The following is a 26,082-nucleotide window of genomic DNA, read 5'->3' as shown; positions in this document are numbered from 1 at the left end:
GGTAAAATGCTGTTGGCTTAGTAGCTCCTCTTGAGCTGCAGAACCCATTGGTCTTCCAGGGGTTTTTGCAGAAAGCCGGCCACCAGGCTGCTGCTGTTGGCGCGCCGGCGCTCCTGCTCGTCCACCGAGGAGGTCAGGATGTAGATGCGGCAGCGGCCTTTCAGAGCCTCCTCGTACGGGGCGAGGGCCTCTATAAAGTCCCAGCCGCTCAGAAAGGGCATGTTCAGGTCCAGGAAAATAACTTCCGGGAGCGCCTCCTCGTTGCCTTCCGCGCTTTCCAGCAGGCTCTGCAGGGCCTGCTGCGCATCCAGGAAACCCCTGCATTCGGTGGCAAAGCTTTCGGCCTCCAGAATTGTCTCTGTCAGGAAGATGCTCACTTCGTCATCATCCACAATGAAAACCTTGTTATACATGTTTTGCTCCTAGATATATCTTAAATGTGGTGCCCTGGTCGGGGGCACTCTCAACTTCTATTTTACCGTTCAGGGCCTGCACCTGCGTTTTTACCAGATACAAGCCAATGCCTTTGCCGTGGGTGTTGGGGTGGAAGCGCTTGTACAGCTGGAAGAGCTGGTGCTGCACCAGGTGCATGTCCATGCCCGAACCGTTGTCGCGCACGGTGAGCACATAGCCCCGCTTGTCGCGCTCTGCCTTTATGCTTAGTTCCAGCTGCCTGAAATCGGATTTATACTTCAGGCTGTTGGAGATCAGGTTGTACAGGACGCTGTACAGGTAAGATCGGATGGACATGAGCCGGAAGCTGGGGTCCACCTCTACCTGCACCTGCGCCCCGGTAAGGGCTATCTGATGCTCAAACTGATCCAGCACCTGCTGGCAAACATGGCTGATGTATACGTTTTCGCGCTTGGTCACGCGGCCGTCCTCGCGCAGCGACAGGATCTCGTTAATGTCTTTCACCACGGTGTCGAGCTGTTCGACGGAGGCATGTAGCTTTTCGAGGGCGGCGTCATAGTGGGCCGTTTCTTTGGGCAGCCTGTGCACCAGCTGAACAAGGCCCAGGGCGTTGGCAACCGGGGCGCGCAGGTTATGCGAGATCATGTAGGTGAACTGCTGCAGGTCCAGGTTGTGCTTGTACACATCGTCGGCCAGCTTGATGAGGAGCCTTTGCGACTTTACGGTTTCCGTGATGTCTTTGGCGATGCCCTGCGCCCCCTGCAGCTCTCCCCGGAAGTATACCGGCATGATGGACACACTGACGTTACTGGTTTCGCCTTCTTTGGTGATGAGGCATACTTCCTGCGTCAGGGCCTGGCCTGCCCATACTTTCTTCATGGCCTCTGCCGCTGTCTCCAGCGAGTCGGGGTGCAGCAGCGAGTAGTAGGGCCGGTCGAGCAGTTCGTGGGCGTCGTAGCCGGTGAGCTTGTGCAGGTGCCCGTTCACCTTTTTAAAGGTTCCATCCAGGTTCAGGGTGAAAACAGTATCGGGGTGCTCGAAGAACAGCGACTTGTAGTAAGCCTGGTGGTGGTCCAGCTCATAGGCCAGCTGTGTGGCCGCTGTTACATCGCGGGAGCTGGTAAGAATGCCGCGCACGTGCTCATCGTGCAGCATGTTTTTTCCGGTGCCCTCCAGCCAGCGCCACTCGCCGCTCTTGTGCCTGAACCGGAAGGCAGGTACCTGGGCCGGTTCAAAAAGCAGCAGCCTGTTCAGCGCCTCCTTTACTCCTGCCAGATCCTCGGGGTGGATGAACGCAAAGGCTGGCTGGCCGAGCAACTCGTGCGGGGTATAGCCAAGTATAGCCGTCACAGACTCGCCCACAAACGTATAGGCATACTCCTCACTCAGCACAGCGATCAAATCTATGCTATTACCCACAACAGCGCGATAAAACTCGCGGGAGTAATCCTGGTCAATCTCTTTTAGTACAGGAGGTTGCAAGCGGCTGTTTTTATGTTTTGGCTAAAAGTTAGAGGAGCATCATTTGTTAAATCGTCATCAAAAACCGCTGTATGGCTGTGCGAAAACAATGCATAACTTCGCACGAATATACACAAGATTTACAAACCAAGTTCTGTTTTATGCTATTTTAATAAAAACTTCAAATCCAGTCCAAAGTATGGGTGGGCAATAAAAAAGCGCTGCCTTGTCTATAATTAATAAACGAAGCGGTAGTGTTTTTTATTTATCCTTTGATTTTTACCTTTCGCACTCAGGCAGTAAAACCGGCGTTTAATTATCCCGTATAGCCGGGCCTAAGTTACGTGTCACCTCACCTTAAATCAACCGCTTGCCTATGAAGCTTTATGCCCCTATCGCTTGTTTTTTCCTGTTTTGGCTTTTGTTATGCAGCGGGCGGCTGCAAGCGCAGGTAGTGACAACCGATCCGGCCTTCCCAACAGCAGACAAGGCGGTCACCATCACCTTCGACCTGAAGCAGGCCAAGGACAGCCGGGCGAAGGGCCTGTTCGGTAAAACCGGCGATGTATACCTGTGGTCGGGGGCGGGGACTTCCGAGGATGCGAATGCCTTTGAGTACCAGCCAGCCGGACAAACCAACTGGGGCGCCCCCTTCGAGCCGGGCAGAATGACACCGCTGGGTAATGACAGGTGGCAGATTACGCTGGTACCTCGGCAGTACTTTGGTGTGCCGGCAGGTGCGCCAATCCGCAAACTGGGGCTGCTGCTGAAAAACGGAAACGGCACTGCCCAAACCGAAGACATCATTATTCCTGTTTATGAAACGGCTTTTCAGGTGGCTTTTCAGCAACCGGAACGGGAGTTTTTCTTTGCCGCACCTAACAGCACGATACAAGTGGAGGTAAAGGCCTCGGAGGCAGCCGACCTGCGCCTGCTGCACGATGGCGTGGAAGTACGCCGGGCAAAGGGAACTGACAAACTCAGCTATACTTTACGCACTGGCGCTGACCGGGGGCTACGCCACCGCCTGGTGGTGGAGGCGAAAACAGAGACAGAAAACGCCACGGATGTACTGGAGTACATGATTAGGCCGACTTCTCCGGTGGCTGCCCTGCCCGCCGGCATGCAGGATGGCATCAATTACGTGGAGGATGAGGAGGTGGTGCTGGTGCTCTACGCGCCCCGCAAACAGTATGTGTACGCGGTAGGGGAGTTTAACGACTGGCAACCGAGACAGGAGCACCTGATGAACCGCACGCCGGACGGGGAACGCTACTGGCTGCGCCTGACCGGTCTCCCGGCAGGGCAGGAAGTGGCTTACCAGTACCTGGTGGACGGCGACCTGGCCGTGGCTGACCCTTACGCCGAGAAAATCCTGGACCCGGAGCACGACCGTTTCCTGACTGCGGCCAACTACCCGAATCTGAAGCCTTACCCGGAAGGGGCAACGGGCATTGTATCGGTGCTGCAAACCCAGCGGCCCAAGTATAAGTGGCAGGTACCTGACTTCGAACGGCCTGCTGTGGAGCAACTGGTGGTGTACGAGCTGCTGCTGCGCGACTTCGTGGCTACCCGCAACTACAAAACGCTGGCCGATACCCTGGGCTACTTTAAAAGGCTGGGCATAAACGCCATTCAGCTCATGCCGGTCATGGAGTTCACCGGAAACGAGTCGTGGGGCTACAACCCGACCTTCTTCTTTGCCCCGGACAAGGCCTATGGCACGGCAGACGATTTAAAAGCGTTTATCGATGCGGCGCACCAGGCAGGCATTGCCGTGATACTGGACATCGTCCTCAACCAGGCGGACTACGAATTCCCCTACGTGAAGCTGTACTGGGATGGCGACAAGCCTTCAGCCGACAATCCATACTTTAATCCGCAGGCTACGCACCCTTATAGCGTGTTTTTCGACTTTAACCACGACAGCCCGGCCACGCAGGCCCTGGTGCAGCGCGTGACGGAGTTCTGGCTCCAAGAGTATAACGTGGATGGTTTCCGCTTCGACCTCTCCAAAGGCTTTACCCAGAAGCAAACGGGCGATAACGTGGATGCCTGGAGCGCCTACGATGCCGACCGCGTAGCAACCTGGAAGCGCATCTACGACGACATCCGACGAATAGACGAGACCGCCTATGTCATTCTGGAGCATTTTGCCGACAACACCGAGGAGAAGGAACTGGCTAATTACGGGATGCTGTTCTGGGGCAACGCCAACCACGATTTTCGTCAGCTGGGTAAAGGACAAAATGCTAACCCGCAGTGGCTGTCGCACAAGGTAAGAGGGTGGGAGCAGCCGCACGTTATCGGCTACCTGGAGAGCCACGACGAGGAGCGCCTGGTGTATGACGTGAAGCAAAACGGCAAGTCCACCAGCAGCTACAGTACCCGCAACCTGCCCACGGCCCTGAACCGCGCCAAGCTGGCCGCCGCCTTTGCCCTCACCGTGCCGGGACCCAAGATGCTCTGGCAATTCGGGGAGCTGGGGTACGATGTGTCGATAGAGGAGAACGGCCGCACCGGCAACAAGCCGATCCGTTGGGAGTACCAGAACGACCCCGAGCGGGCCAAACTCTACCAGGTATACGCGGAGCTGATCAAGCTTAAAACCTCACAGCCCGCTTTTGCAACCGAAGATTTTTCTCTTGATTTGGCTAACATCGTCAAACGCATCACCCTTCGCAGTGAGGAGATGAGCGTGTTTCTGATCGGTAATTTTGATGTGCAGCAGCAGACGGCCCCGTCAGGTTTCCCGCAGGCGGGCACCTGGTACGATTACTTCAGCGGAGAGGAGCTGCTGGTAACCGATCCGCAGAGGGAGGTCCTGCTTGAGCCAGGCGAGTTCAGGCTTTTCACGACCCAGCAACTGGACCAGCCGAAACCGAACCTGCTCCCCTGGGGTCGCATTATACTTTCCGCTGACGAACTGCTGGTGGCCGGCACAAGTATAAAAGTATTTCCTAACCCCACCCCCGGCGCTGTGAATTTATACCTGGAGAGCGATTACCGCGGACAGGTGCAGCTGCAGGTGCTGGATGTAACGGGCCGGGTGGTTTACCGTGAATCGCTGGCTAAAACCCAGGAAGTATGGCAGCAACCGCTTCCCCTACATACAATGCCGGGTGGTTTATACTTCCTGCACCTGCGCGCCGGTGATACCTACCAGGTGCAGAAGCTTGTGAAGGTGACGGAATAAGTAAAGATATACTTCTAAGTATAAGGCCATGTGAGGTTAAGATGTTTGCCTACTCAAGAAATAAGTATGCCTGCAGCAATACCGCAGAGGGCATACTTTTCTTTTTAAAAAGATTTTGTTTCGGGAGGGATAAAAACGAGGTGATAGTGCTATAGTAGTTAGTGAGCAGGCACTGAACTATGATTAACGCTTAGAAACCGAATGAAGTACCCGAACTATACGGCTATAGATTTTGCTACGGATGAGGACTTCATCGAGTGGGTGCAGCACCCTACAGCAGAGGGAGACCTCTGGTGGAGTTCTTATTTGGAGGAGCACCCCTGGCAGCGGGCAGCTGTAAATGAGGCTCGTGAGATGGTGCTTCATTTATCTCATGACCTATTTCCAACCACGGATACGGAGCTGGATGAGATATGGGAGCAGCTCACTTATGCGCGTCAAGGCTGTCACAATTTTGACGAGGAGGCAGCCGGAGAAACGGCAATCCCACATCCTGAAAAGAACAAGTATACTTTCTTTTGGGCCGCTGCGGCAGCTGTGTTACTGCTAGTTAGCAGTTATCTGTTGTTTCAACCCCTGGAAAGTAACATTACGTATGCCACAGCAGCCGGAGAGCGGATGCACTTGCGCTTGCCTGACAGCTCTACGGTAGTGCTCAACGGAAACTCCAGGCTTGTGGTGCCGGCTAGCTGGCCAAAGTATAAAGCACGTGTGGTACAGCTACAGGGGCAGGCTTTCTTCAGCGTTACCCATCAGCACAACAAACAGCAATTTTTGGTGAAGACAGCCGATGGGCTGCAGGTGGAAGTGTTAGGCACAGAGTTCAGCGTGTCCAGCAGAGGCCAGCAGAAACAGGTGATCCTGGAAAGTGGCAAAGTGAGCCTGACCATGAAAAGCCAAGGGAAAGAAGCAAAGCTTGAGATGGTGCCTGGCGAGCTTGTGGAGGTTACCGGAGCTAAAGGTATTACCAAAAAGAAAGTGCAGACAGAATTATACACAGCCTGGAAAAGTAACCACCTGGCCTTAGAAAACAGAACCTTGCAGGAAGTAGCGCAACTGCTCCACCATAGTTATGGTTATACCGTGTCAATCCCGGACACAGCCTTACGTCATCAACGCATTACCGCCTACCTTAACGACAATACCCCAAACCACATCCTGGCTACATTAGCAGAAACCCTGGATGTGGAAATACAGCAGCAGCACAAACATATTACAATAAGCTATAACTGATTATTAACTAGATACCTATGTGGAAAAAAACTACAAACCGAACAAGGAAATACGGCCTCATCACGGCAGCGTGTTTCCTCTATTTTTCGGGAGCAGCCCAGCAGCATTACACGAGTGAGGTGGCCTTAGCTGCCAGCTCGGGTGTGGTAGGGCAGAGCTCCTCTACAAAGTCCTTGGGCGATGTGCTCAAGGATTTGCGCAGCAAGTATGGTATCCAGTACTCCTACAAAGCTGATGTCGCCCAAAACCTACAACTGCAAGTGCCTAATGGCCTAAGTGAAGGGCAGGATGTGGAGGTTGTGTTACAGAACATCTTAACTCCGGCAGGGCTCACCTATAAAAAGGTGAACAAGGTGTACATCATTGTTAAGGATGCTACTCCGGCGCCTGTAGCCACACCAACTGCTTCCCCTGCTAAAACCTCGGAAGCCAGGCAGGAACAGTCCATCCACGGCACGGTAACAGATGATACAGGAAACCCGCTGCCAGGTGTAACGGTAGTGGTGAAAGGCACTACCCGCGGTACTTCTACCGACGTCAATGGTACCTTCTCCCTCTCTGTGCCATCTAACTCTACCCTGGTGCTAAGCTTTATCGGCTTCCGGACGCAGGAGGTCATTGTTGGCAATCAGTCTACTTTTAATATTACCATGCAAACTGATGCCAAAGCTTTGGAAGAGGTTGTGGTAGTAGGCTATGGCACGCAGCGCAGGCAGGATGTGACAGGCTCGGTAGCCTCTATCTCCCCAGAGGAATTTAACAAGGGAGTGGTGGCCACGCCGGATCAGTTACTGGTAGGCAAGGTGGCCGGTCTTACCATTAACCGCAACAGCGGCGATCCAACAGGCGGCTCTAACATCCAACTGCGTGGTCCTTCTTCGCTTACGGCGGGCACCTCGCCATTTTACGTGATCGATGGCGTTCCCGGTGTATCCATTGACCTGGTGGCCCCAGACGACATTGTATCGATGGATGTACTTAAGGATGCCTCTGCTACGGCCATCTATGGTTCCAGGGCTGCAAACGGCGTGATCATGGTGACCACAAAGCGCGGAAAAGCAGGTAAGCCAACCTTGGCGTACAGCGGCTATGCTGCTCTGGAAACAGTTGCTAACCGAGTAGATGTGCTTAGTGCCGATGAGTACAGGAAGTTTCTGAGCGACAACAACATGAGCGTAGCCGAGAGCGAGGACGGGTATAGCACCGACTGGCAGGACGAGGTTCTCCGGAACGGCATCTCCCACAACCATAACCTCAGCTTCACGGGTGGTTCGGAACAAACCCGGTATAACGCCTCTGTCAACTACTTTAACAACCAGGGTATTGTTAAGAAAAATGATATAGAGCGCGTAGTTGCCCGATTAGGAGTTGATCAGGATGCTTTTGATGGCCGGGTGCGCATCGGTTTATCAGCGGTAAACAGCTTCATTAACTCCAGCCACATCGACTATGGCATATTTAACGGCGCTGCCCGTTACTTGCCTGTTTCGCCTGTAAGATCTGACGATCCTGCTTATGCCAAGTATGGCGGGTATTTTCAGGTGCCGGGCCGGGTGAACTATAACAACCCAGTGGCTATACTTAACCAGCGCGACGAGGAGCGCTCCCGCAACATTATACTGGGCACGGGCAAGGTAGGCGTAGACCTGCTACCAGGACTGGTGCTGGACCTGATGGGATCCCTGCAGCTCGAAAACTACGACCGTAGCTACTACATGAGCCGCGAAGACTACTCGCCGGCTGCATTAGGTATGGGCCGGGCAGAGCGTACAGCGCTGAAACACAAGGAAAAAATCTTCGAATCTTTCCTGAACTACTCTAAAACGCTGAACGAGAAGCATGAGGTGAAGGTGCTGGCTGGCTACTCTTATCAAAACGCCATTCGTAATGATGGCATCAATGCAGCCAACACCATGTTTACTTCCGATGACCTTGGTTCTTCAAACCTGAACCTGGGCCAGGGGGAAGGACTGCTGCACTTCCAGAACTACCCCGTTAAGGAGTTCTCCACACTGGTTTCCTTCTTTGGCAGGGTAAACTACAACTTTAGCGAGAAATACATGTTCAGCGCCACGGTGCGCCGCGATGGCTCCTCGCGCTTTGGCATTAACAACCGCTGGGCAACTTTCCCTTCCTTCGCCTTAGGCTGGCGTCTGATTGAGGAAGGCTTCCTGCGTGACCAGAACCTATTCAGCGACCTGAAACTGCGCATTGGCTATGGTGTGTCAGGTAACCAGAACATTGCACCCTATGCCAGCTTGACGCGGTATGGCGTACAAGCCGATCAGTTCTTCTACAAAGGGGAGTATATCAACAGCATCGGTGTGACGCAAAACCCGAATCCGGACCTTAAGTGGGAGAGCACTGCCATGGCGAACATTGGTTTGGACTTTGCCCTCTGGAATGGGCGTATCAGCGGTACGGTAGAGTACTATGACAAGCAAACGGATGATATGCTCTACTATTACACCGTGCCTATGCCGCCTTACCAGTACAATACCCTGCTTGCCAACGGTGCCAGCATGTCGAACCGAGGCGTGGAGGTAATGCTTAATGCCGTGGTGCTGGAAGGCAGCAACCTGAACTGGAACACCAGCTTTAACCTGGCACATAACAAGAACGAAATCGGGGGGCTTTCTTCCAATGTCGGTAACCTGACCGTTTCGCAGCGCCTGGAAGGCAGCATCGGACTGGATGGCTGGACAGGCCAGACCGTGTCGGTGGTGCAACCGGGACTCTCTATCGGCACCTTCTACACGCCTAAGTATATCGGCTACGATGCCGAGGCACGCAAAACAATTTACCAGCGTGCTAACGGCGAACTCGTAACAGCCGACCAGCTTAAAGCACCGGACGATTACCAAGTAATGGGCAATGCCTTGCCTAAACTCACATACGGCTGGATGAACAACTTTTCCTATAACCGCTTTGACTTAAGCTTCTTTATCCGGGGCGTGTACGGGAACAAGATATTTAACGCAACACGTGCTGACCTGTCGCGCTTGCTGCAGGCTGGGGTAACGAACCTGTCGCCACATGCTGTGGAGGATGGGATCTTTGAGGCGCCTGTAGCATCCAGCCGCTGGATAGAGGATGGCTCCTTCCTGCGCCTGGACAATGCCACACTGGGTTATAACCTGAATGTAAGCGGGCTAAAATACTTCTCCAGCGCCCGTGTATACTTGTCAGGCCAGAACCTGTTCACGATAACCGATTATACTGGTGTAGACCCAGAAGTAAACCTCGGTGGATTGGCGCCGGGTATTGACGACCGCAATTATTACCCTAAGACCAGGTCTGTCCTTATCGGCGTGAACCTGAGCTTTTAGTCCAACACTTTAAAAAGAAACGAACATGCATAAGATTATAAAAAGAGGTTTCCTATTGCTGGGGTGCATTGCCGTAGGAACTATGCCAGCCTGTACCGATCTGGACGAGGAAGTATACTCTGTCTATACGGATAAGAATTTCCCGAAAACACCTGAGCAATTTGCTGCTTTAACAGGACCGGTGTATGTGGCCGCGCAGAAGTTCTTCGACACCAACTTCTACGACATGCAACAGACCGGGACCGACGAGGTGGTGGTGCCAACCCGTGGTGGCGACTGGGCTGACGGAGGACGCTGGCAGGCCATGCACTTCCATACCTGGACCCCCTCAACCGACCTGATGCGCAACTCCTGGGACTGGGGCTTTAACGCTATCGGCACCTGTAACCGCATCCTGACCATGCTGGCAGATGCACCGGAGTCGGAAAGCAAGCAGCAGACCCTGGCCGAGATAAAAACCATGCGCGCCTGGTACTACTACAACATGATGGATGCTTTCGGCAATATTCCAATTGTGACCACTTTCGACCAGTCGGCGGCGGCGCCGGCGCAGGAGAGTCGAGCGGAGGTATTTGCCTTTATTGCATCCGAGTTGGAGGAGAACGCTCCATTGCTGAGCGAGGACGTAAGCATTACTACCTATGGCCGCCCTACCAAATGGATGGCGTATACGTTGCTGGCCAAACTATACCTTAATGCGGAAGTATACACCGGCACCCCCCAGTGGGACAAGGTAGTAGAGAATTGCAACAAAGTAATCGAGTCTGGTAAGTATGCGCTGGAGTCATCAGCAACCTATTTTGCTATGTTCGGGCCAACTAACGGAGCACAGTTTAAGGAGCCAATCTTTTCGGTACCCTTCGACGCCATCAAAGCCAAAGGTAACCTGCTCTTTAACAAGACGCTGCATTACGGCCACCGCACTACTTACGGCCTGACCACAGACCCCTGGAACGGCTGGACCACCACGCCTACGTTCTTCGATAAGTTTGAAGACAGCGACCTCCGTAAATCGCAGTGGCTCTACGGGCAGCAGAAAAATGCCGAAGGAGGTAACCTGATCTACAACGGCGTAAATGTGGTGCTGGACCCTTATTACTTCCCTGCCTTTGACCTGGGTGGCGAAGACGACAAAGGCCGCCTGGCCGGTGCCCGCAACGTGAAATATCAGCCAGACCCTAACGCGGTGAGCAACAACGCCAACAATGACGTGATCATTTTCCGTTATGCCGATGTGCTGCTTATGAAAGCCGAGGCTATTTTGCGAGGCGCCTCTAACGGGACCATGGCTGAGGCGGTGGACCTGGTGAACCAGATCCGCGACCGGGCCTTTAACAACAACCCGGCGAAGCGCTTTACGGCTGCAAACCTTACGCTGAACGCGCTTTATGATGAGCGTGGCCGTGAGTTGGTAATGGAAATGACGCGCCGTACTGATATGATCCGTTTTGGCCGCTGGGAAGAAGCTAACCTGTTTAAGCCGGCCAATCCCGGCGAGACTTATAAGCGCCTTTTCCCTATCCCGACCACAGCGCTGTCTGCGAACCCGAACTTGGTACAAAATCCTGGTTATTAAACTAATTGAGTTATGTTAAAAAGAACGATATTCTCCAAACTTTTGACGTTGCTTGCGTTGTGTTCTTTAACCTTCGCAACCGTATCCTGTGAGGATGAAGACTGGAAGTCACTGGATGATTTAGCAGTTACTATAAACCAGATTACCCCTGATACGGTGTTCTTTGGAAATATGTACAGCGTCAATGTGATTGCCAATAAAGCCTCAGAACTGCGCATTTCACTGGGACAGGCAGGAGGTGGCAATTCTGTGTTTGATACGGTTATCACCAACCCGGGTGGCAAGTTTGTCTTTACCAAGGATATCCCTGTTCCTGAAAGTGGGGAATGGGATGGCGATTATACTTTGAAAGTGAGCTCCGGCTCTATTGAGAAAGTAAAGAATGTGCACTTCAAAGAGGCACCCGGCTTTCCTACGCTTTGGGTTCCTGGTTCTCACCAGGGCTGGGATCCGGCAAGCGCTCCTAAAATTATTTCCCTAGGCAAGGATGATAAGTATGAGGGATATGTAAATTTCCCTAATTCCAATACCGAGTTCAAATTTACAAGTCATCCAAACTGGGACAATACAAATTACGGAGCCGGTGAAGGTGGTGCCCTTTCTACCGATGGATCTGCCGGTAACCTTACAGCTTCAGAGCCAGGCTATTATTTGCTCAAAGCGGATCTGAATGATAATACCTGGTCAGCCACTAAAACGAGCTGGGGTGTTATTGGTGATGCAACAGCCGGCGGATGGGATAGCGACCAGGACCTTACCTACGACGCGAAAGATATGGTTTGGAAGGGCACGCTTACCCTGAAGGCAGGCGAAATAAAGTTCAGAGCCAACGATGGATGGGATATCAACCTCGGAGATGATGGTGCGAATGGATCCCTTGAGTATGGAGGTGCTAATATAAAAATTGCCGCCGCTGGTACTTATGAGATTGAATTAAACCTAAGTGAGGCCGGTAATTATACTTACACTATTAAGTAAGTAATAACCGAACCAAGTATAAAAACAGCCCGGAGGCCTAAGCCTCAGGGCTGTTTTCGTTTATAGTAAAGTATAAACCAGCTGCAGCGTGTAAGCTATAGTGTGTTCTATACTTTGGGCTATACTTGCTGAGCGGTTATTTATACTTTCTCAGGCTATTCCTTTATACTTCCAAACCTGTTGCCGAAGAAGTCGCCCTCGTTCCAGGTAGGTCGTTGCGCGTCCTGGGCTACCAGGTAGCCGATCAGGAAGTTGAGCTGCACATACTTTTTGGCCGCGTCGAAGTCGAAGGTGCCGCCCTCGAAGTTGTCCTGCGGTTTGTGGTAATACTTCTCGCGCCATACTTTTACCGTCTCGTCGAGGTTGTTTTTGCCGTCTGCGGTTTTGTTGCCATACTTGATGTGGAGCGCCGGCACGCCCTGCACCACAAAGCTATACTGGTCGCTGCGCACAAAGCGGTTCTGCTCCGGCTCCGGGTCCTCTTCCACGTCCAGGCCCAGGTAAGTGCTGGCCTTTTGCACCTCTTCCTGCAGCGAGGAGTGGGCAGCCCCCAGCGGCACCACCGACAGCAGCGGCGCAATCAGCGTGGGCATGTCGGTGTTCACGTTGGCAACCAGTTGCGAAGCAGGCACGGTAGGGTGCTTGGCAAAGTAGGCCGAACCGAGCAAGCCCATTTCCTCCGCCGTTACCATCACAATCAGGATAGAGCGCTTCGGCTTTTGCTTTAAGTTGTTGTACACCCGGGCAATCTCCAGCAGGCTGGCCACGCCGGAGGCGTTGTCGTGGGCGCCGTTGTAAATCGAGTCGCCGTCTATGGGCCTGCCCACGCCAATGTGGTCGAGGTGGGCGCTGTGCACCACATACTCGTTTTTCAGCACTGGGTCAGAGCCTTCTATCTTACCGACCACATTCGGGCTTTCGATGTCTTCGTAGCGGTTGCTGTAGCTGGTTTGGATGCTGAAAGGCAGGTCGGCCGAGGCAGGCTGGCCGTTGCGGAGGTTAGTGGCTACTTGCACCAGATCGAGGTTCGCGTCTTCCATCAGCTTTTGCAGCACGTTGAAGTGGAGCATGCCCAGCACTTTTATACTTTCGTGGTAGCTGCGCGAGGCGGCTACCTTCCCGTCAGCCCCCATCACGCTGGACATGCCGCGCGTAGAGAACTCAGGCAGGTTGCTCGACGGGTTTAGGGAAGCTACCAGCACACCTACAGCCCCGTTCTTGGCCGCCGTATTGAGGATGGTCTGGTAGTCGGTGCTGTAAGAGGCTACCGTGGAGGGGAAGCCCTCAGGCGTGCCGCGCAGAATCACCACGATTTTACCTTTCGCGTCGAGGTTGGCGTAGTCGTCGTAGTTCATGTCGGGGGCACTGATGCCAAAGCCCGCAAACACCAGCGGCGCATCCACGGTCACCTGCTCCTGCCCGGCATTCGGGAAGATGCTGAAATCCTTACCATAGGCCAATTCCTCCACGCCGGTTTCATCTGCGGTGAGTTGCATGGTGGCATCGGGGTTGGTGAAGGCCGTGCGCACGCGAACGGTTTGCAAATAGGTATTGTTCTTTCCGGCAGGTTGCACGTTCAGTTTGCGGAACTGGTCGGTTACGTAATCCACCGCCATCTGGTAACCGGGGGTGCCGGGCTTGCGGCCCAGCAGCTTGTCGTCGGCCAGGTAGGCAATGTGGTTGCGGATATCGGTTGGCTTCACTTTCTCCATCGCCTTGGCCACCTTCCTGGGCACCTCCGGCGACTGGGCAAGGGCTGCAGGCAGGGCCAGAGCCAGGCAAAGTCCCGTGGCTATACTTCTCAGTCTCATGGTTGATTTGTTGATCATCCTGTAAATAAAACAATTCAGCGGCAGTTATCCCACCTCTACTAGCCCGGCGGTGAAAAATCAGGCACTTTTCGTATCGCAGAAGGTTGTAAACAAGTATGGAACGTATGCGGGCTGATTTTCAGATGGGTAAACCATCGGGGGTAGGATGGTTAGGTTATCGCACTGTATTCCTTATCTTTATACCCTATCGATTGCCCGCCATACTTTCTGCTAGCAGCAGCAAGAGGTATATGTTTAACTACCTTTCCGGTATACTGTTAGATGCTCATGAACCTGGATAAAACACTTGACCTGATCCGGCAGATTGCCGAAAGCACCGTTCGCGGCGAGGCCGACGCGGTAGACAAAGAAGCCCGGTGGCCGGAGCAAAGCATGCGCCAGCTGCAGCAGGAGGGGCTGGGAGGCTTTGTGGTGCCGCTGGAAAACGGCGGGCTTGGACAGGGGCTGCTGGGCTTGGCCCAGGCATGCGAAATCCTGGGGGAGGAGTCGGCCTCTGCGGGGCTTTGCTTTGGAATGCATTGTGTGGGCACAGCCATGATAGCGGCCAAAGCCACTGCGTATCAGAAAAAGCACTTCCTGGAACCCATCGCTGCCGGCGAGCACCTGACCACCCTGGCGCTGAGCGAGCCTGGCACAGGGGCGCATTTTTATTTTCCGCAGACACAACTCTTATCGGTTTCCAAAGATGAGTTTATGCTGCGCGGCGAGAAAACTTTTGTTACTAACGGAGGGCAGGCCGATTCTTACGTGATCTCCACGATGGGCGTGGACCCGGAGGCCATGCAGCATGAGTTTTCCTGCGTAGTGGTGGAAGCCGGCAGCCAGGGAATGAACTGGGGGAAGGACTGGGATGGCATCGGCATGCGGGGCAACTCGTCGCGCAGCCTGGCGCTGAAAGATGTGCGTGTGCCGGCACGAAACCTGTTAGGGGAACAGGGCGACCAGTTGTGGTACATGTTCCAGGTGGTGGCGCCCTATTTCCTGACCGCCATGTCGGGCACGTACCTGGGACTGGCACAGGCGGCCTTTAACCAGGCGCGGGAGCACATGATGCACCGCACCTACCGCCACAGCGGCATGTCGCTGAGCCAGAACCAGCTCCTGCAACACCGGCTGGGCACTTTATGGGCAAAAATCGAGCGCACCCGTCAGTTAATCTACCATGCTTGCCGGCAGTACGACAGCGGAGACGCGTCGGCTATACTTTCCATCATCTCCTCCAAAGCCGAGGTGGCGCACTGCTGCGTAGAGGTGGTAAACGAAGCCATGACCCTCTCGGGCGGCATTGCCTACCGCGATAACTCCCGCCTTGAGACCCTACTGCGTGACGCCCGTGCCGCACATATCATGGCCCCTACCACAGATGTCCTTTATACCTGGCTGGGGCGCGCCTTGCTGGAGCAACCCATCCTCGAAAGCTAAGCCGCCATGACTGAGATTCTCCATACCGGACTGTACCCTAACACACTCGACCTCCTGCAAGAGCACTTGCAGGGGCAGGAGTTTGTGTTTAAGGAAGTGGGAGAGGGGGAGGTACGGAAAATGGATGGCAACCTCAAAAAGTATGGGGCGCTGCTGGTAGGCGAGGAGACGAATAACCCGGTGCGGGTAGCGCAGGAAGCTTATGCCCGCGACAAAAACCTGTCGGTGCTGCTGATAAACGATGAGCGCAACTATGTGCGGGTGAAGCAGTCGCTGCAGTTCTCGCCTTTTGTGGGGCCGACGGTGGTATGCGTAGCCAACACGGTGCAGGAGCGGCTGGCGGCCATGGTACAGGACGCGGCGCAGCGCACCGAGCAGCGGCGCAGTTTCCAGACCTTGCGCAAGTCCATCGGGCCGGACCTGGACTTTAGCGTGGCGGCGCTGGAGAAGGTGCGCGGCGACTATACGGCCCGCGTGCTGGAGGAGGCTCCTATCGGCGCGGCGCTGGTATCAAAGTATGGCAAGGTACTGACGATTAATGCCTATGCGGCCCACCTTTTCGGCAAAACGGAGCGTGAGATTTTATCCGGCCCCTTGCTGGCGCTCTTCCCGGAGCAGGTGCAGCCACGGGTAGAGCAGTTCGTCAACCAGCACCCTATCACAGAACCCAAGCGCGTGTTCGAGTTACCACTGGCTGCCGGGCCAAAGTACCTGGAGATTTCACTGGCAGAGGTGGACGACCGTAACCGGGAGAACTTCAAAATCCTTATCATCAACGACATTACCGACACCATGCTTTCGCAGCAGCGCACGCAGGCCCACCTGGAGGAGCTGGAGCGGATGAACACAAACCTTAAGCGCCTGAATGCCGACCTGGACACGTTCATCTACACTGCCTCCCACGACCTCAAAGCGCCCATACTCAACATTGAGGGCCTGGTAGAGCTGCTGGAAGGAGGCCTGGGCAACAAACGCCAGGAGGTGGCGCAGGAACTGGAGCATATCAAGGCATCGGTGCAGCGCTTTAAAAACACGGTGGAGGACCTGACGGAGGTGGCCCGCATCCAGAAAAGCTTTGAGCAGGAGGCCACGCTGCTGCAGGTGGCGCAACTGGTGGAGGAGGTAAAGCAGCTGATCTCGTTCGATATAAAAGCCGCTGACGCTGTGATTGAAGTGGATTGTTCCTGCGCCCCGCAGCTATACTTCTCGAAGCGGAATTTCAAAAGTATACTTTACAACCTGGTGAGTAACGCCATTAAATACCGTTCACCCGACCGCGTACCACACATCCTCATTAGAACCTGGCAGGAGGGAGGCAACTTTCTGCTACAGGTACAAGATAATGGGCTGGGCATTCCACCGTCGAAAAAGGAGAAGGTGTTCGAGCTTTTCAGGCGCCTGCATACGCACGTTAAAGGCACCGGCATTGGCCTGTACATCGTCAAGCGCATCGTGCAGAACAACGGCGGAAGTATAGCCCTGCAAAGCATAGAGGGCGAGGGCAGTACGTTCACGATATCCCTGCCGGTGAAAGCATCTGTGTAGCTTAGGCTTCCTTATCTTTGTCAACCTTGCTTGTCAGTGCATCCGCGGCGAGGCCCGTGGCAACGGCATAAATTCCGTGCAGCAGCGCATCTTTGCCAACCGCTTCTGGTTCCCATTCCGTTACGGGTTCCGACAGGTCTAGTGATGGCAGCATGAGGAGAGCCGCGCCCCAAACAGCTCCAAAATGGGTGGCCGTGCCGGCAGCGCCTCTACTCCCAAACTCCGCCAGCAAGGCTCTTGGAATGCCCCAAGCTGTTCCGTAGGTAAAGTGCATCAGGTTATTAACCGTTTCCTTCGACTCCTCGTCTTCGGCCTTCACGCCAAACACTTTCTTCGCTGCCTTGTAAGGCGTATCGCTGGATTCGCGTCCGCTCAGCTGCATCTCAATCATTTGGGCAATGGTCATCACGGCTGTCCCGATAAGCCCGGCTACAATGCCTTTGCCAATCGCCCCGGCTACCCGGGCTGCTGTGGTGTCTTCTGTTGTTGGTTTGTCTGTTCGCATAGCTTTTCAGGTTAGTAGGTTTTATACTTACTCTGTAGGGGAGGTTTGTGTTTTGGCTGAGCTTTATACTTGCTGGTTTATACTTTCATAGCCACTGCTTCCCGCAACTGGACACAAGCTATACTTACTAGCTGCTGTTCATCCTCTAGTTCCCACAAACGTCTCGTTGCACCTCCTACTTGGCTCCCTCCCAGGCCGGGAGGCCTCGCCTTGGGGGAAGGGGCCCTCGATAAGGGCATCGCGCTGTCTACATTTCCTTTGCTCCTGACGTCGCAATTTCGCTGAAGCGAAACCGGAAATCTAGAAGGCGCTCAGCCCAAAGGCTGGGAAGCTGTTCGATAGCCACGGCTAACGGAGCTTCAGCTAAAGTCCCCCTTCGAACGGGGTAGGGGGATGTTAATCGCCTGCAGATAATTCCCCTCCTCGGAGGGGCAGGGGTGGGTTTATACTTGTAGGGACAGGTCGCGACCTGTCCGCGCGAGAACGTTTGCTACAGCACTTATACTTTAGCTACAGAAATAACAGGCTCCCCTCCTTGGCCAAGGAGGGGAAGGAGGGGTTGGACCCGGTATTGTAGAAACGCGGACAAGGATGTCCGCAGCAGAAGAAGTTCCGGACTAAGAAGTCCGGAACAGCAAAAAGGATAGAGGCCCTGGACAAAAGAGGAGGGTTGGGGAGGGATTACTTACACCCACAACAACCGCGCTCCACTTTCCCCCCCTGATAATGCTTCTCAAAAAACTCATCGCACCAGAGGCAGATGTTCTTGAGCTGGGCTGTCCGCTTGCGGGCGTACTCCTGGGATATGCCTATATTTTCGCCCAGAGCCAGGGGATTGCCTTCGTTTATCTTCTGCCATATTTCCGATTTAGACACCCGCTGCAGCACGTCGGCCACTTTTTCGGTGCGGGCATCGCCGAGTGGGATGCGGGTGCCGGGGCAGCAGGGGTTTATCTTCCAGAGCTGGATGGAGATTTCCTGCGGGATGTCATCGGCACCGGTCAGAAAGCCTTTGCCGCCGGAGAGGATAGCGCAGAAGTTATGCTCTGGGTCCTGTTTCCAGATGCCTTTTTCGTAGGCGCGGCCGCGGGCCCAGTTGCCGCCCAGCCACATATCGATGGTGGCTCCCCAGTAGCCCCAGCTGGCTTTGTGTTTGGTGATGTAAGTGCTTTTTTCGATGAGCGGGTCTTTGTCGTCGCCGTTCACGCCGCGGCTATGGAACATCTCGGCCAGTTCCATCAGGCGGGCGCCGGCGTGTTTGTGGTAGCGGTCAATGCTGGAGATGTCGAAGCGGGTGACGCCTTTTTCCAGCAGGGTGTCCAGTATCTGCTCGTTCAGCAGGTCGCCGTTGGTTTGTAGCATGATTTGCACGCGGCCCTGGTAGCGCTCCTGCAGGCGGTCGAGGATGGCGTAGAGCAGCTTTTTATCCGCCAGGGGTTCTCCACCGGATAGTATAAGCCGCCCCATGCTCGGGGGCAGGTTATCGATAATGGCCATGCACTCCTCCTCCGAGATGCGCTCGCCGTGTGGACCGGAATTGTTATAGCAGTGGTCGCAGTGGTCGTTGCAGAGCTGGGTGAACACCCAGTAAACCGATTCGATATGGTGGAAGTCTTGTGTCATGGTTGATAAGGGGTTTGCTGTTCAAGCGCACTCCAGAAGGCCAGTTCGTCGCGCACTCCTGTTTGCGGGTCTGCGATGAAGGCCTCCCGGGAAGTATAAACCTGCAGTTTGCCCGCCGCCATGTAGGCAAACCGATCGCCCACGAGCAGCGACTCCTTCACGTCGTGCGTCACAAACAGGGCGGTAATGCCATACTTTCGGGCCAGGCGCAGAAACAGCCGCTGCATGGTGGCGCGGGTCTGGGCGTCGAGGCTGGCAAAGGGCTCATCGAGCAAGAGCACGCGCGGCAGAAAGATGATGGCGCGGCCAAAAGCCACCCGCTGCCGCTGCCCGCCCGACAGTTGCGCGGGCTTTTTCTGCGCGTGCTCCTGCAACTCCAGTTCCTGCAACATTTGCGCTACCTTCTGCTGCACGTGGGTCTCCGCCTCTTTCCGAACACGCAAACCATAGGCAATGTTCTCAAACACTGTGAGGTGCGGAAACAGCAGGGGCTCCTGGAATAGGTATACCATCTCCCGCTCGCGCGGCGGCACGGCATCCATACTTTGCCCGGCCCAGTTTATACTTCCGGCGTCTGGCGTCAGCAGTCCGGCCAAGGCTTTGAGCAAGGTGGTTTTGCCGCAACCCGAGCGGCCCAGCACCGCCAGCACCTGCCCCTGCGGCAGCTCCAGCGATACCTGGTCGAGGACGGTGTGCGTGTGATAAGCTTTATGTAAGTTTTGGATGGTCAGCATCAGATTCCTCTAAAAACAAATTTTTTATTCAGCCACAGCAAGAGGGCAGGGGGCAGCATGAGGAGCAGTGAGGCGAGCGCCGCATGAAATATGTTCGCCTCGTTCACATACTTAAACACGAGTATAGTCAGTGTTTTTATTTTGCCCAAACCGATAAACTGCGTCAGGCCATACTCAAACCAGGAAATGAGGAAGGTCTGGAAAAAGCAGATGAGCAGCAGTGGCTTTGCCAGGGGTAGCAACACCTTCTGCAACGTATAAACCGCCGAAGCACCCAACGTTTGCGACTGTTGCTCCAGTTGCAGTACCTCCTGGGTCCAGAAACTCTGGAAGAAAATCACGGCAAACGGAAAAGCCAATATAAGCTGACCCAACAGCACGCCAATGACCTCGCCGCTCATGCCAGTTAACAGAAAAAAGCGCTGCACCAGGATGGCCAGCACCACCGGCGAGAGCACGAAGGGCCAGTAAGCCAGCAGCAGCCAGCGGTTTTTATACTTTGCCCGGGCAATTTCCTTGCTGATAACAAAGCCTGCCAAGGTGGAAAGTATAGCCACACCCATACCCAGCAGAAGCGAGAGCAGCAGGCTTACCTGCAGTTCGCTTTGCCCCACCAGCAGCTCCTGCCAGTTGCTCAGGGTGAAGCGCTGCGGCAAAATGCTGGGGTAAAACCAGGCCTGCCCTACCGATAGCATCCCGAAAAAGAGGAACGGCAATAGGATAGCCGCGATAAGTATAGCGGTAAGGGTTTTTCTAAGCATGGCGCTGCAGTTTTTTAAAGCTGATAGAAAGCAGGAGCAGCACAAACAGGGTAAAAGCCACGCTGATGGCATAGCCCTGCGGGATGTCGAGGAGGTTGAAGCGCTGGAACTTCTGCACCGCCAGCACCGACACCATCTGGTGTTGCTGGCTGCCGATAAGGAGCGGAATTTCGTAGGAGCCCAGGATGAAGATAAAGTATAACAGCAGGTTGGGTGCAGCGGTTTTAAGTAGCGTGGGGATGGCGATATGCCTGACAAAGTATGATTTGCCGGCGCCCAGGTTAGCCGATACTTCCTGCAGTGGCTCCAGGTTTTGCTCCCGGTAAATGGCATGGAAGAGCAGCGTCAGAAAGGGCACGGCCATCAGCACATGCGCTAGGATAATCCCAAAACTCAAGGTATCGTGCACCAGACTGGGAAACTGCTGCAAATCCGATATCCATCCTGATTGATACACTACGCGTGATACCAGCCCCGACTTGGTGAAAAGTTGAAACACCAGAAAGCCCATCACCATGGCCGGAATCGTGAGGGGCAAGTATAAAAAGTAACTGAGCGAGCCGCTGCGAAGGCTTTTCTGAAAGTATAAAGCCAGGAACAAGGCAGCGGCTGTGGCGATGGAAATAGCCACCAGACCAATGTATAAGCTGTAGGCCAATGAGTGTAGCAAAGCGCCACTGCTCCATACTTGCTGCCAATGCTGCAGCGTAAAACCAGTACTCAGCGCACCCGCTAGACCGAAGCTATAAGCCAGGCCATACGCCAGCCCGCCTGCCACCGGCAGCACCGCCAGCAACAGGAAAAAAGCCCGCAGGTATACTCCGGCGCCTGGCTTAGTTTTGCTCGATAACTGCTGTCCTAAAGTCGTCATACAATCTTATCATATACTCGGGTGCCAGTTCCTCAAAAGCCCTGTCCTGAATGGCAGTGCGGTCGGGAGCATGCCGGCGGGCGGGGATGTTGCGGAACTTCTCCTGCCATTCGGCTGGCAGCTTTTCCGTTGCCAGCACCGTGCCGTCGCCCCATACTTCGGGACTGGCTTTCCGGTACTGCGCCTCCGGCGACTGCAGAAAGTTTATCACCACCAGCGCCCCCGGCAGGTTACCTGACCTCTTCAAGATGCCAAGGTAGTGCGTGTTCTGGATGGTGCCCGGCTCCGGCACATAGGCGCGGGAGCTCTCGGGAAAAACGCCCTGCAAAATCTTGTTGTCCACCTCGCCGTCGTTGTTGCTGAAGGTAAAGTTCACCTCGCCGTTGGCGTAGAGCTGGTGCAGCTGCGAGAGCGTAGCCGGAAAGGTTTGTCCCTGCTTCCAGAAGTATGGTTTCAGGTAGTTGATTTTCTGCCAGAGTTGCTGGCTATATTTTTTATACTTTGCCTCATCGAACTTACCGGCCAATTCCTCCTCTCCGGCCAGGGCTATCAGCCAGGATTTTAGCAAGGTCATGCCGGTAAACTCGTTCGGAATAGTGAAAGTGCCGGGGTTATTTTTGATGTAGCTTTCCAGCTCCGAAAAGGAAGTGGGTGGCGTCTGTACTTTCGCGGCGTTGTAAATAAAGGCCAGCTGCACATTGCCCCAGGGCGCTTCCATGCCTTCCACCGGTTGCTGAAAATCGCGGGCAATAAAAGGGTTTTGCCAGTTCACGTACTGGTTGTTAGGCAGCAGCTCCGTAAAGGGCCCGTACAGCGCGTCGAGCTGGCGAAGTTGGTAAAAGGTCTCACCGTTTATCCAGGCCACATCCATCTCGCTGACGGTTTTGCCTGTCTCCTTCTCGCCCAAAGCCAACCCCACAATGTCTTTTCCTTGTCCGGAATTGATGTCGAGCGTGATGCCATACTGCTTCTGCAGCTGCGGCTTCACGTAGTCTTGCATGTACTTGTTGATGAGCGGGTCGCCCTGCCACATCATCAGCTGCACACTAGTGCCTTTGGCCGCGGCTTCTATACTTGCCCAATCCGCCTCCTGCACGTTCAGCTGCTCTTGTGGCTTATCGCTCCCGCAACCGAAGGTCAGGAAGGTGATGAGTAGTAAAAATATGCGTAGGTCTTTCATGATTTACCCTTCCCCCAGCCCCTTCCCTAAAAACAGGGAAGGGGGGAGATTTATAATGTTGTACTTTATGCCGTAAGTTTAGCGCAAGCGCAACTTGTGGCTGTACTTGAAGCAAGTCTGTGACTTGCATTGTTTAGCTGTTCGGGACTCCTCAAACCTGAACACCCTCTGCTGCGGATTCCCGAATCCGCATAATCAGTGTGGGGACATGGAAGTCCCCTTCAGCTTGCTTTCGGACTTGGAAGTCCGAAAGAGCGATAGCGATTTATTTACCGAATAACGGACTTGCGCCATGTATACCAACTTTCTAACTCTCTAACTCCTAAACTCCTAAACTCCCAAACTCTCAAACTCCTAAAACACATACCTCACCCCAAACTGAAACTGCCTTGGCGGGGCGGCGTTGCGGCGCACCAGCACGCCACTGCTGGCCGGACCCACCTGAATCTGGTTGCTCTGCGTAGCGTTGTTGCTGTAGCCGCTCAGGTTCTCGGCGTTGAAGAGGTTGAACACATCCGCCCGCACTTCCAGCCCGCTGCTTCTATCCGCCCCGAAAGGTATGAAATACTGCACACTTGCATCGAAGGTGTTGGACCAGGGCAGACGGTCGGAGTTGCGTTCCTCGCCGGGGTGACGGTCAGAGTTGCCGACATAGGCATCCCCAAAAGCAGAACCATCACCGTTCAAATCGTTAGTGAAAATCGGGTCGCCATTGTTGTTCAACACAGGGTTTCCACCTTGGTCCACGACCTTGTATTGTGAGGCATCCGGTATGCGGTTGATGGGTTGGCCGCTTTGCAGGAGCGCCGCCACGGTGAGCGTCAGGTTTTGCACCGGGTAGTAAGTATAAATGGCGTTGATGACGTGGCGACGGTCGTTGATGCTCGGGCCCCACTCGGCTTCGAAGTTGTTCGCATCCATCGCCCGGAAATTGATGTCCTCAGTGTTGTTTTCGAGGTAGGACAAAGTATAAATCAGGCGGTAGGAGAACTTGTCGTCAGCTTTGTCTTTCTGCAGGTTTAAGCTGGCGGCGTAGTAGTTACTTTCTCCCCCGGATTCGGTCATTACTAGGTTCTGGGCCACGCCTTCCACCCGCTCACCATCCATAAGCGCGTAGTCGCCATAGATGGGGAGCGGGCGCGTTTCGTCGGCCCAGGTGCTGCTGCGCGCAATGCCTTCTTCCTGGCTGCGGTGGTAGTCCCAGGCGGCGGGGGCATTGAGGTTGACGGTGCGGAAGAGGTTGCGGCCGCGGTTGTATACCAGGTCCACGTAAAACAGCTGCTGCGGCGTCATCTGCAGCTGGTACCCCAGGGAGAACTGCTGCGTGTAGGGGTTATCGTAACCGTTGGGGTTGAGGATGCGGCGCTCGTTGCTGAAGAGGTTGCGCTGACTAGCAAAACTTTCGGCTGGCGGCCCCTGCAGGTAGCCGTAGGGCAAGCCGGCATTGTTGCTTTGGCCGACGGTCAGGTTGCCGTTAAAAGTCACACGGTCCAGGTCGGTATCAGACGGTAATATGCCTTGCTCTACCAAGTAGGAAAGCTGCTTTTTAAAGGCTTCCGAGTTGTTGTTTTGCTGCAGGGCATCGCTGTAGACAGTGTAGAGAATCTTGTCGTAAAACAAACCGAATCCGCCGCGGAGGGTGCTGTTAGGCGTGAGCTGGTAGTTAAAGCTAAGCCGTGGCGCCAGGTTGTTGAAATCGCCCTTCTCGTTTCCGCCTTTGGAGAGGTTGTCGTAGTCGTAGCGCAGGCCGAGGTTCAGGTTCAGGCGTTCGGTGGCTTGTAGTTGGTCTTCTAGGTATAACGTATAGATGTTCTGCCGCTTGCCAAAGGAAGTCGGCCGCAGCTCCACAGCATACCGGGTCACCAGCACATCCGAAGGAATATCATTTATACTTAGCCCTGAGCCCGGGTTAGCTGCGCGCAAGCGCTCCGGTTGTCCCTGCGTGAGCTGCACGGTATAGCTGCCGTTGGGGTTGCCGCCACCAAAGAGCGCGTGAGCGGTACTCAGGATTTCGGCTCCGGCTTTAAAGGTATGGCTGCCCCGCGACCAGGTGGCTTTCTGCTGCGCTTGCCAGGTATGCTGTATACTTTCGAACGCGTAGCCCGGGTGGCCCAGCACGGCCACGGTCTCGCCGGTAGGGCCCAGCACGGTCACATCGGGGCTCGCAGGGTTTTCGGGCTGCACATAATCCCAGCGGAAGCGGGCATACTGCAGGTTCGTTTCCAGCGTCAGGTTGCCGGAAGTATAGACGTTGGTGTTGGCCAGATTCAAGGAGTTGCGCACCTGGTCGCTGGCGGCGGAGGGAAAGTTCAGGCCTCCCGTTAAACCTCCCGCTTGCCGGCCGATGCCCACGATGCCCACATTTGCCCGAAGCGCCGAGTGGAAGCGCTGGCTCCAGTAGTGGTCGATTTTGCCGGAGAGGTAGTTAAAGTGGTTTTTGCCACGCACCGTTTCGTTCACGCCCAAAGCCGGACTGCGCAGGATATTATCCTTCAGGTCGGTGGTGTGCTCGTAGTTGAGAAAGTAAAAGGTCTTGTCCCGGAGGATAGGGCCGCCCACACCAAAGCCTGCCTGGTAGCGCTGAAAGCCGTCCTTCACCTGGTTGCCGGACAAATCGCGCTGGGCATAAGGAGAGGAGGCATCCAGAAAGCCGGGACGGGTGAGGAAAAATGCCTCGCCCTGCAGTTTATTACTGCCTGACCTGGAAGTGATGTTGATGTTGCCGTTGCCCGTGTTGCCAAACTCGGCCGAATAGTTGTTTGTCAGCACCGATACGTTCTGCACAAAGCCAATTGGCATCGTGAAGCGCGGGCCACCTAAAAATTGCTCGTTGTTGTCCAGCCCGTCGATAAGGTAGTTGTTGAACAGCGGGTTAGCCCCGTTTATACTGACGTTAGGCGCCTCGGGGAAAAAGCCTGTGGCCTGCGTGACGTTGGGCAGGCGGTACAGCATCCTGGACACATCACGCCCCTCCACTGGCAGCTCCCGAATCTCGGAAATCCGCATCTCGGACGATACCTCGGCATTGTAGAGGTTGATGCGCGTGGTGCTGGGACCATACACGGTCACACCCTGCAGCTTTACTTCGCGCTTAAACGGCAGCACCAGCGTAACCGTGCGGGTAAAGTTGGAGCGAAGTATAATCGGCTCAGAAGAAACAAATGTATAGGTCTCGTTCTCCGCAGAAAGAATGGTATAGGCACCGGCGGTGTTGAGTCCGCTGAAGGTGGCAATGCCTTTGCTGTTGGTGGTGCGGGTGGCGCTAAAACCAATGGCCTCGTTGGAAGCTGTCAACTGCACCTGTGGCACCGGCTCCAGCTTTGGGTTGAGCACCGTTACCTCAATGGCACCTTGTGCCAGGGCAGCAGCCATGGGAAGGACGCACCCCAGTAAAAGTAAAAGAAAGCGCATGCGCATGTAAA

Annotated in this window: 17 protein-coding genes; 7 read left to right on the top strand and 10 right to left on the bottom strand. The window is 54.6% G+C overall.

What is annotated here, in order from left to right:
• Positions 1 to 17: 17 nt before the first annotated feature.
• Positions 18 to 413 carry a response regulator gene (locus tag C8N40_RS13545; RefSeq protein ID WP_108212304.1) on the bottom strand — a complete coding sequence of 132 codons (396 nt, stop codon included), beginning with the start codon at positions 411 to 413 and terminating at the stop codon, positions 18 to 20.
• Complete coding sequence (locus C8N40_RS13540; RefSeq protein WP_108212303.1) at positions 406 to 1,896, bottom strand: sensor histidine kinase; 1,491 nt, start codon at positions 1,894 to 1,896, stop codon at positions 406 to 408. Before C8N40_RS13540 ends, C8N40_RS13545 begins: the two co-directional genes overlap by 8 nt.
• Positions 1,897 to 2,329: 433 nt before the next feature.
• On the opposite strand from C8N40_RS13540, the gene C8N40_RS13535 reads away from it, so the two are divergent.
• The 5 genes from C8N40_RS13535 to C8N40_RS13515 all read left to right on the top strand — a co-directional run bounded on the left by C8N40_RS13535 (position 2,330) and on the right by C8N40_RS13515 (position 12,187).
• Positions 2,330 to 5,071, top strand: coding sequence for an alpha-amylase family glycosyl hydrolase (locus C8N40_RS13535; protein WP_245905120.1), 2,742 nt, complete (start codon positions 2,330 to 2,332; stop codon positions 5,069 to 5,071).
• A 201-nt stretch (positions 5,072 to 5,272) separates the two neighbouring features.
• Positions 5,273 to 6,304 carry a FecR family protein gene (locus tag C8N40_RS13530; protein ID WP_108212301.1) on the top strand — a complete coding sequence of 344 codons (1,032 nt, stop codon included), beginning with the start codon at positions 5,273 to 5,275 and terminating at the stop codon, positions 6,302 to 6,304.
• Between the two features lie 17 nt (positions 6,305 to 6,321).
• Positions 6,322 to 9,633, top strand: a complete 3,312-nt coding sequence (locus tag C8N40_RS13525) for a SusC/RagA family TonB-linked outer membrane protein (protein WP_108212300.1) — start codon at positions 6,322 to 6,324, stop codon at positions 9,631 to 9,633.
• Between the two features lie 25 nt (positions 9,634 to 9,658).
• Entirely contained in the window at positions 9,659 to 11,209 is a 1,551-nt protein-coding gene (locus tag C8N40_RS13520) for a RagB/SusD family nutrient uptake outer membrane protein (protein WP_108212299.1), read from the top strand.
• A 12-nt stretch (positions 11,210 to 11,221) separates the two neighbouring features.
• A complete protein-coding gene (locus C8N40_RS13515) occupies positions 11,222 to 12,187 on the top strand; it encodes a cadherin repeat domain-containing protein (RefSeq protein WP_108212298.1) in 966 nt (321 codons plus the stop codon).
• Positions 12,188 to 12,342: 155 nt separating this feature from the next.
• Here the strand turns inward: C8N40_RS13515 and C8N40_RS13510 are convergent, their stop codons facing one another.
• On the bottom strand, positions 12,343 to 13,998 hold the full coding sequence (locus C8N40_RS13510; protein ID WP_108212403.1) for a M28 family peptidase: 1,656 nt from the start codon (positions 13,996 to 13,998) through the stop codon (positions 12,343 to 12,345).
• 288 nt (positions 13,999 to 14,286) lie between these two features.
• Between C8N40_RS13510 and C8N40_RS13505 the strand changes: the two genes are divergently transcribed.
• Entirely contained in the window at positions 14,287 to 15,441 is a 1,155-nt protein-coding gene (locus C8N40_RS13505; protein WP_245905119.1) for an acyl-CoA dehydrogenase family protein, read from the top strand.
• A 6-nt stretch (positions 15,442 to 15,447) separates the two neighbouring features.
• The gene (locus tag C8N40_RS13500) at positions 15,448 to 16,986 is read left to right on the top strand and encodes a sensor histidine kinase (RefSeq protein WP_108212296.1); all 1,539 of its coding nucleotides are present in this window, start codon (positions 15,448 to 15,450) and stop codon (positions 16,984 to 16,986) included.
• Between the two features lies 1 nt (position 16,987).
• Here the strand turns inward: C8N40_RS13500 and C8N40_RS13495 are convergent, their stop codons facing one another.
• The 7 genes from C8N40_RS13495 to C8N40_RS13465 all read right to left on the bottom strand — a co-directional run bounded on the left by C8N40_RS13495 (position 16,988) and on the right by C8N40_RS13465 (position 26,032).
• Positions 16,988 to 17,491: a hypothetical protein gene (locus tag C8N40_RS13495; protein ID WP_108212295.1), complete on the bottom strand. Its 504-nt coding sequence runs from the start codon at positions 17,489 to 17,491 to the stop codon at positions 16,988 to 16,990.
• Between the two features lie 681 nt (positions 17,492 to 18,172).
• Positions 18,173 to 19,114, bottom strand: a complete 942-nt coding sequence (locus tag C8N40_RS13490) for a radical SAM protein (protein WP_108212294.1) — start codon at positions 19,112 to 19,114, stop codon at positions 18,173 to 18,175.
• The gene (locus C8N40_RS13485; protein ID WP_108212293.1) at positions 19,111 to 19,848 is read right to left on the bottom strand and encodes an ABC transporter ATP-binding protein; all 738 of its coding nucleotides are present in this window, start codon (positions 19,846 to 19,848) and stop codon (positions 19,111 to 19,113) included. Before C8N40_RS13485 ends, C8N40_RS13490 begins: the two co-directional genes overlap by 4 nt.
• Entirely contained in the window at positions 19,848 to 20,609 is a 762-nt protein-coding gene (locus C8N40_RS13480; RefSeq protein WP_108212292.1) for an ABC transporter permease, read from the bottom strand. Before C8N40_RS13480 ends, C8N40_RS13485 begins: the two co-directional genes overlap by 1 nt.
• A complete protein-coding gene (locus C8N40_RS13475) occupies positions 20,602 to 21,480 on the bottom strand; it encodes an ABC transporter permease subunit (protein WP_108212291.1) in 879 nt (292 codons plus the stop codon). Before C8N40_RS13475 ends, C8N40_RS13480 begins: the two co-directional genes overlap by 8 nt.
• Positions 21,443 to 22,660, bottom strand: a complete 1,218-nt coding sequence (locus C8N40_RS13470; RefSeq protein WP_108212290.1) for an ABC transporter substrate-binding protein — start codon at positions 22,658 to 22,660, stop codon at positions 21,443 to 21,445. The genes C8N40_RS13475 and C8N40_RS13470 overlap by 38 nt, the downstream gene beginning before the upstream one ends.
• Positions 22,661 to 23,014: 354 nt before the next feature.
• On the bottom strand, positions 23,015 to 26,032 hold the full coding sequence (locus tag C8N40_RS13465) for a TonB-dependent receptor (protein WP_245905118.1): 3,018 nt from the start codon (positions 26,030 to 26,032) through the stop codon (positions 23,015 to 23,017).
• Between the last annotated feature and the right edge of the window lie 50 nt (positions 26,033 to 26,082).

The organism is Pontibacter mucosus (genome assembly GCF_003054055.1).
In the GTDB taxonomy this organism is placed as follows: domain Bacteria; phylum Bacteroidota; class Bacteroidia; order Cytophagales; family Hymenobacteraceae; genus Pontibacter; species Pontibacter mucosus.
This window is presented reverse-complemented; position numbering and strand designations above follow the sequence as displayed.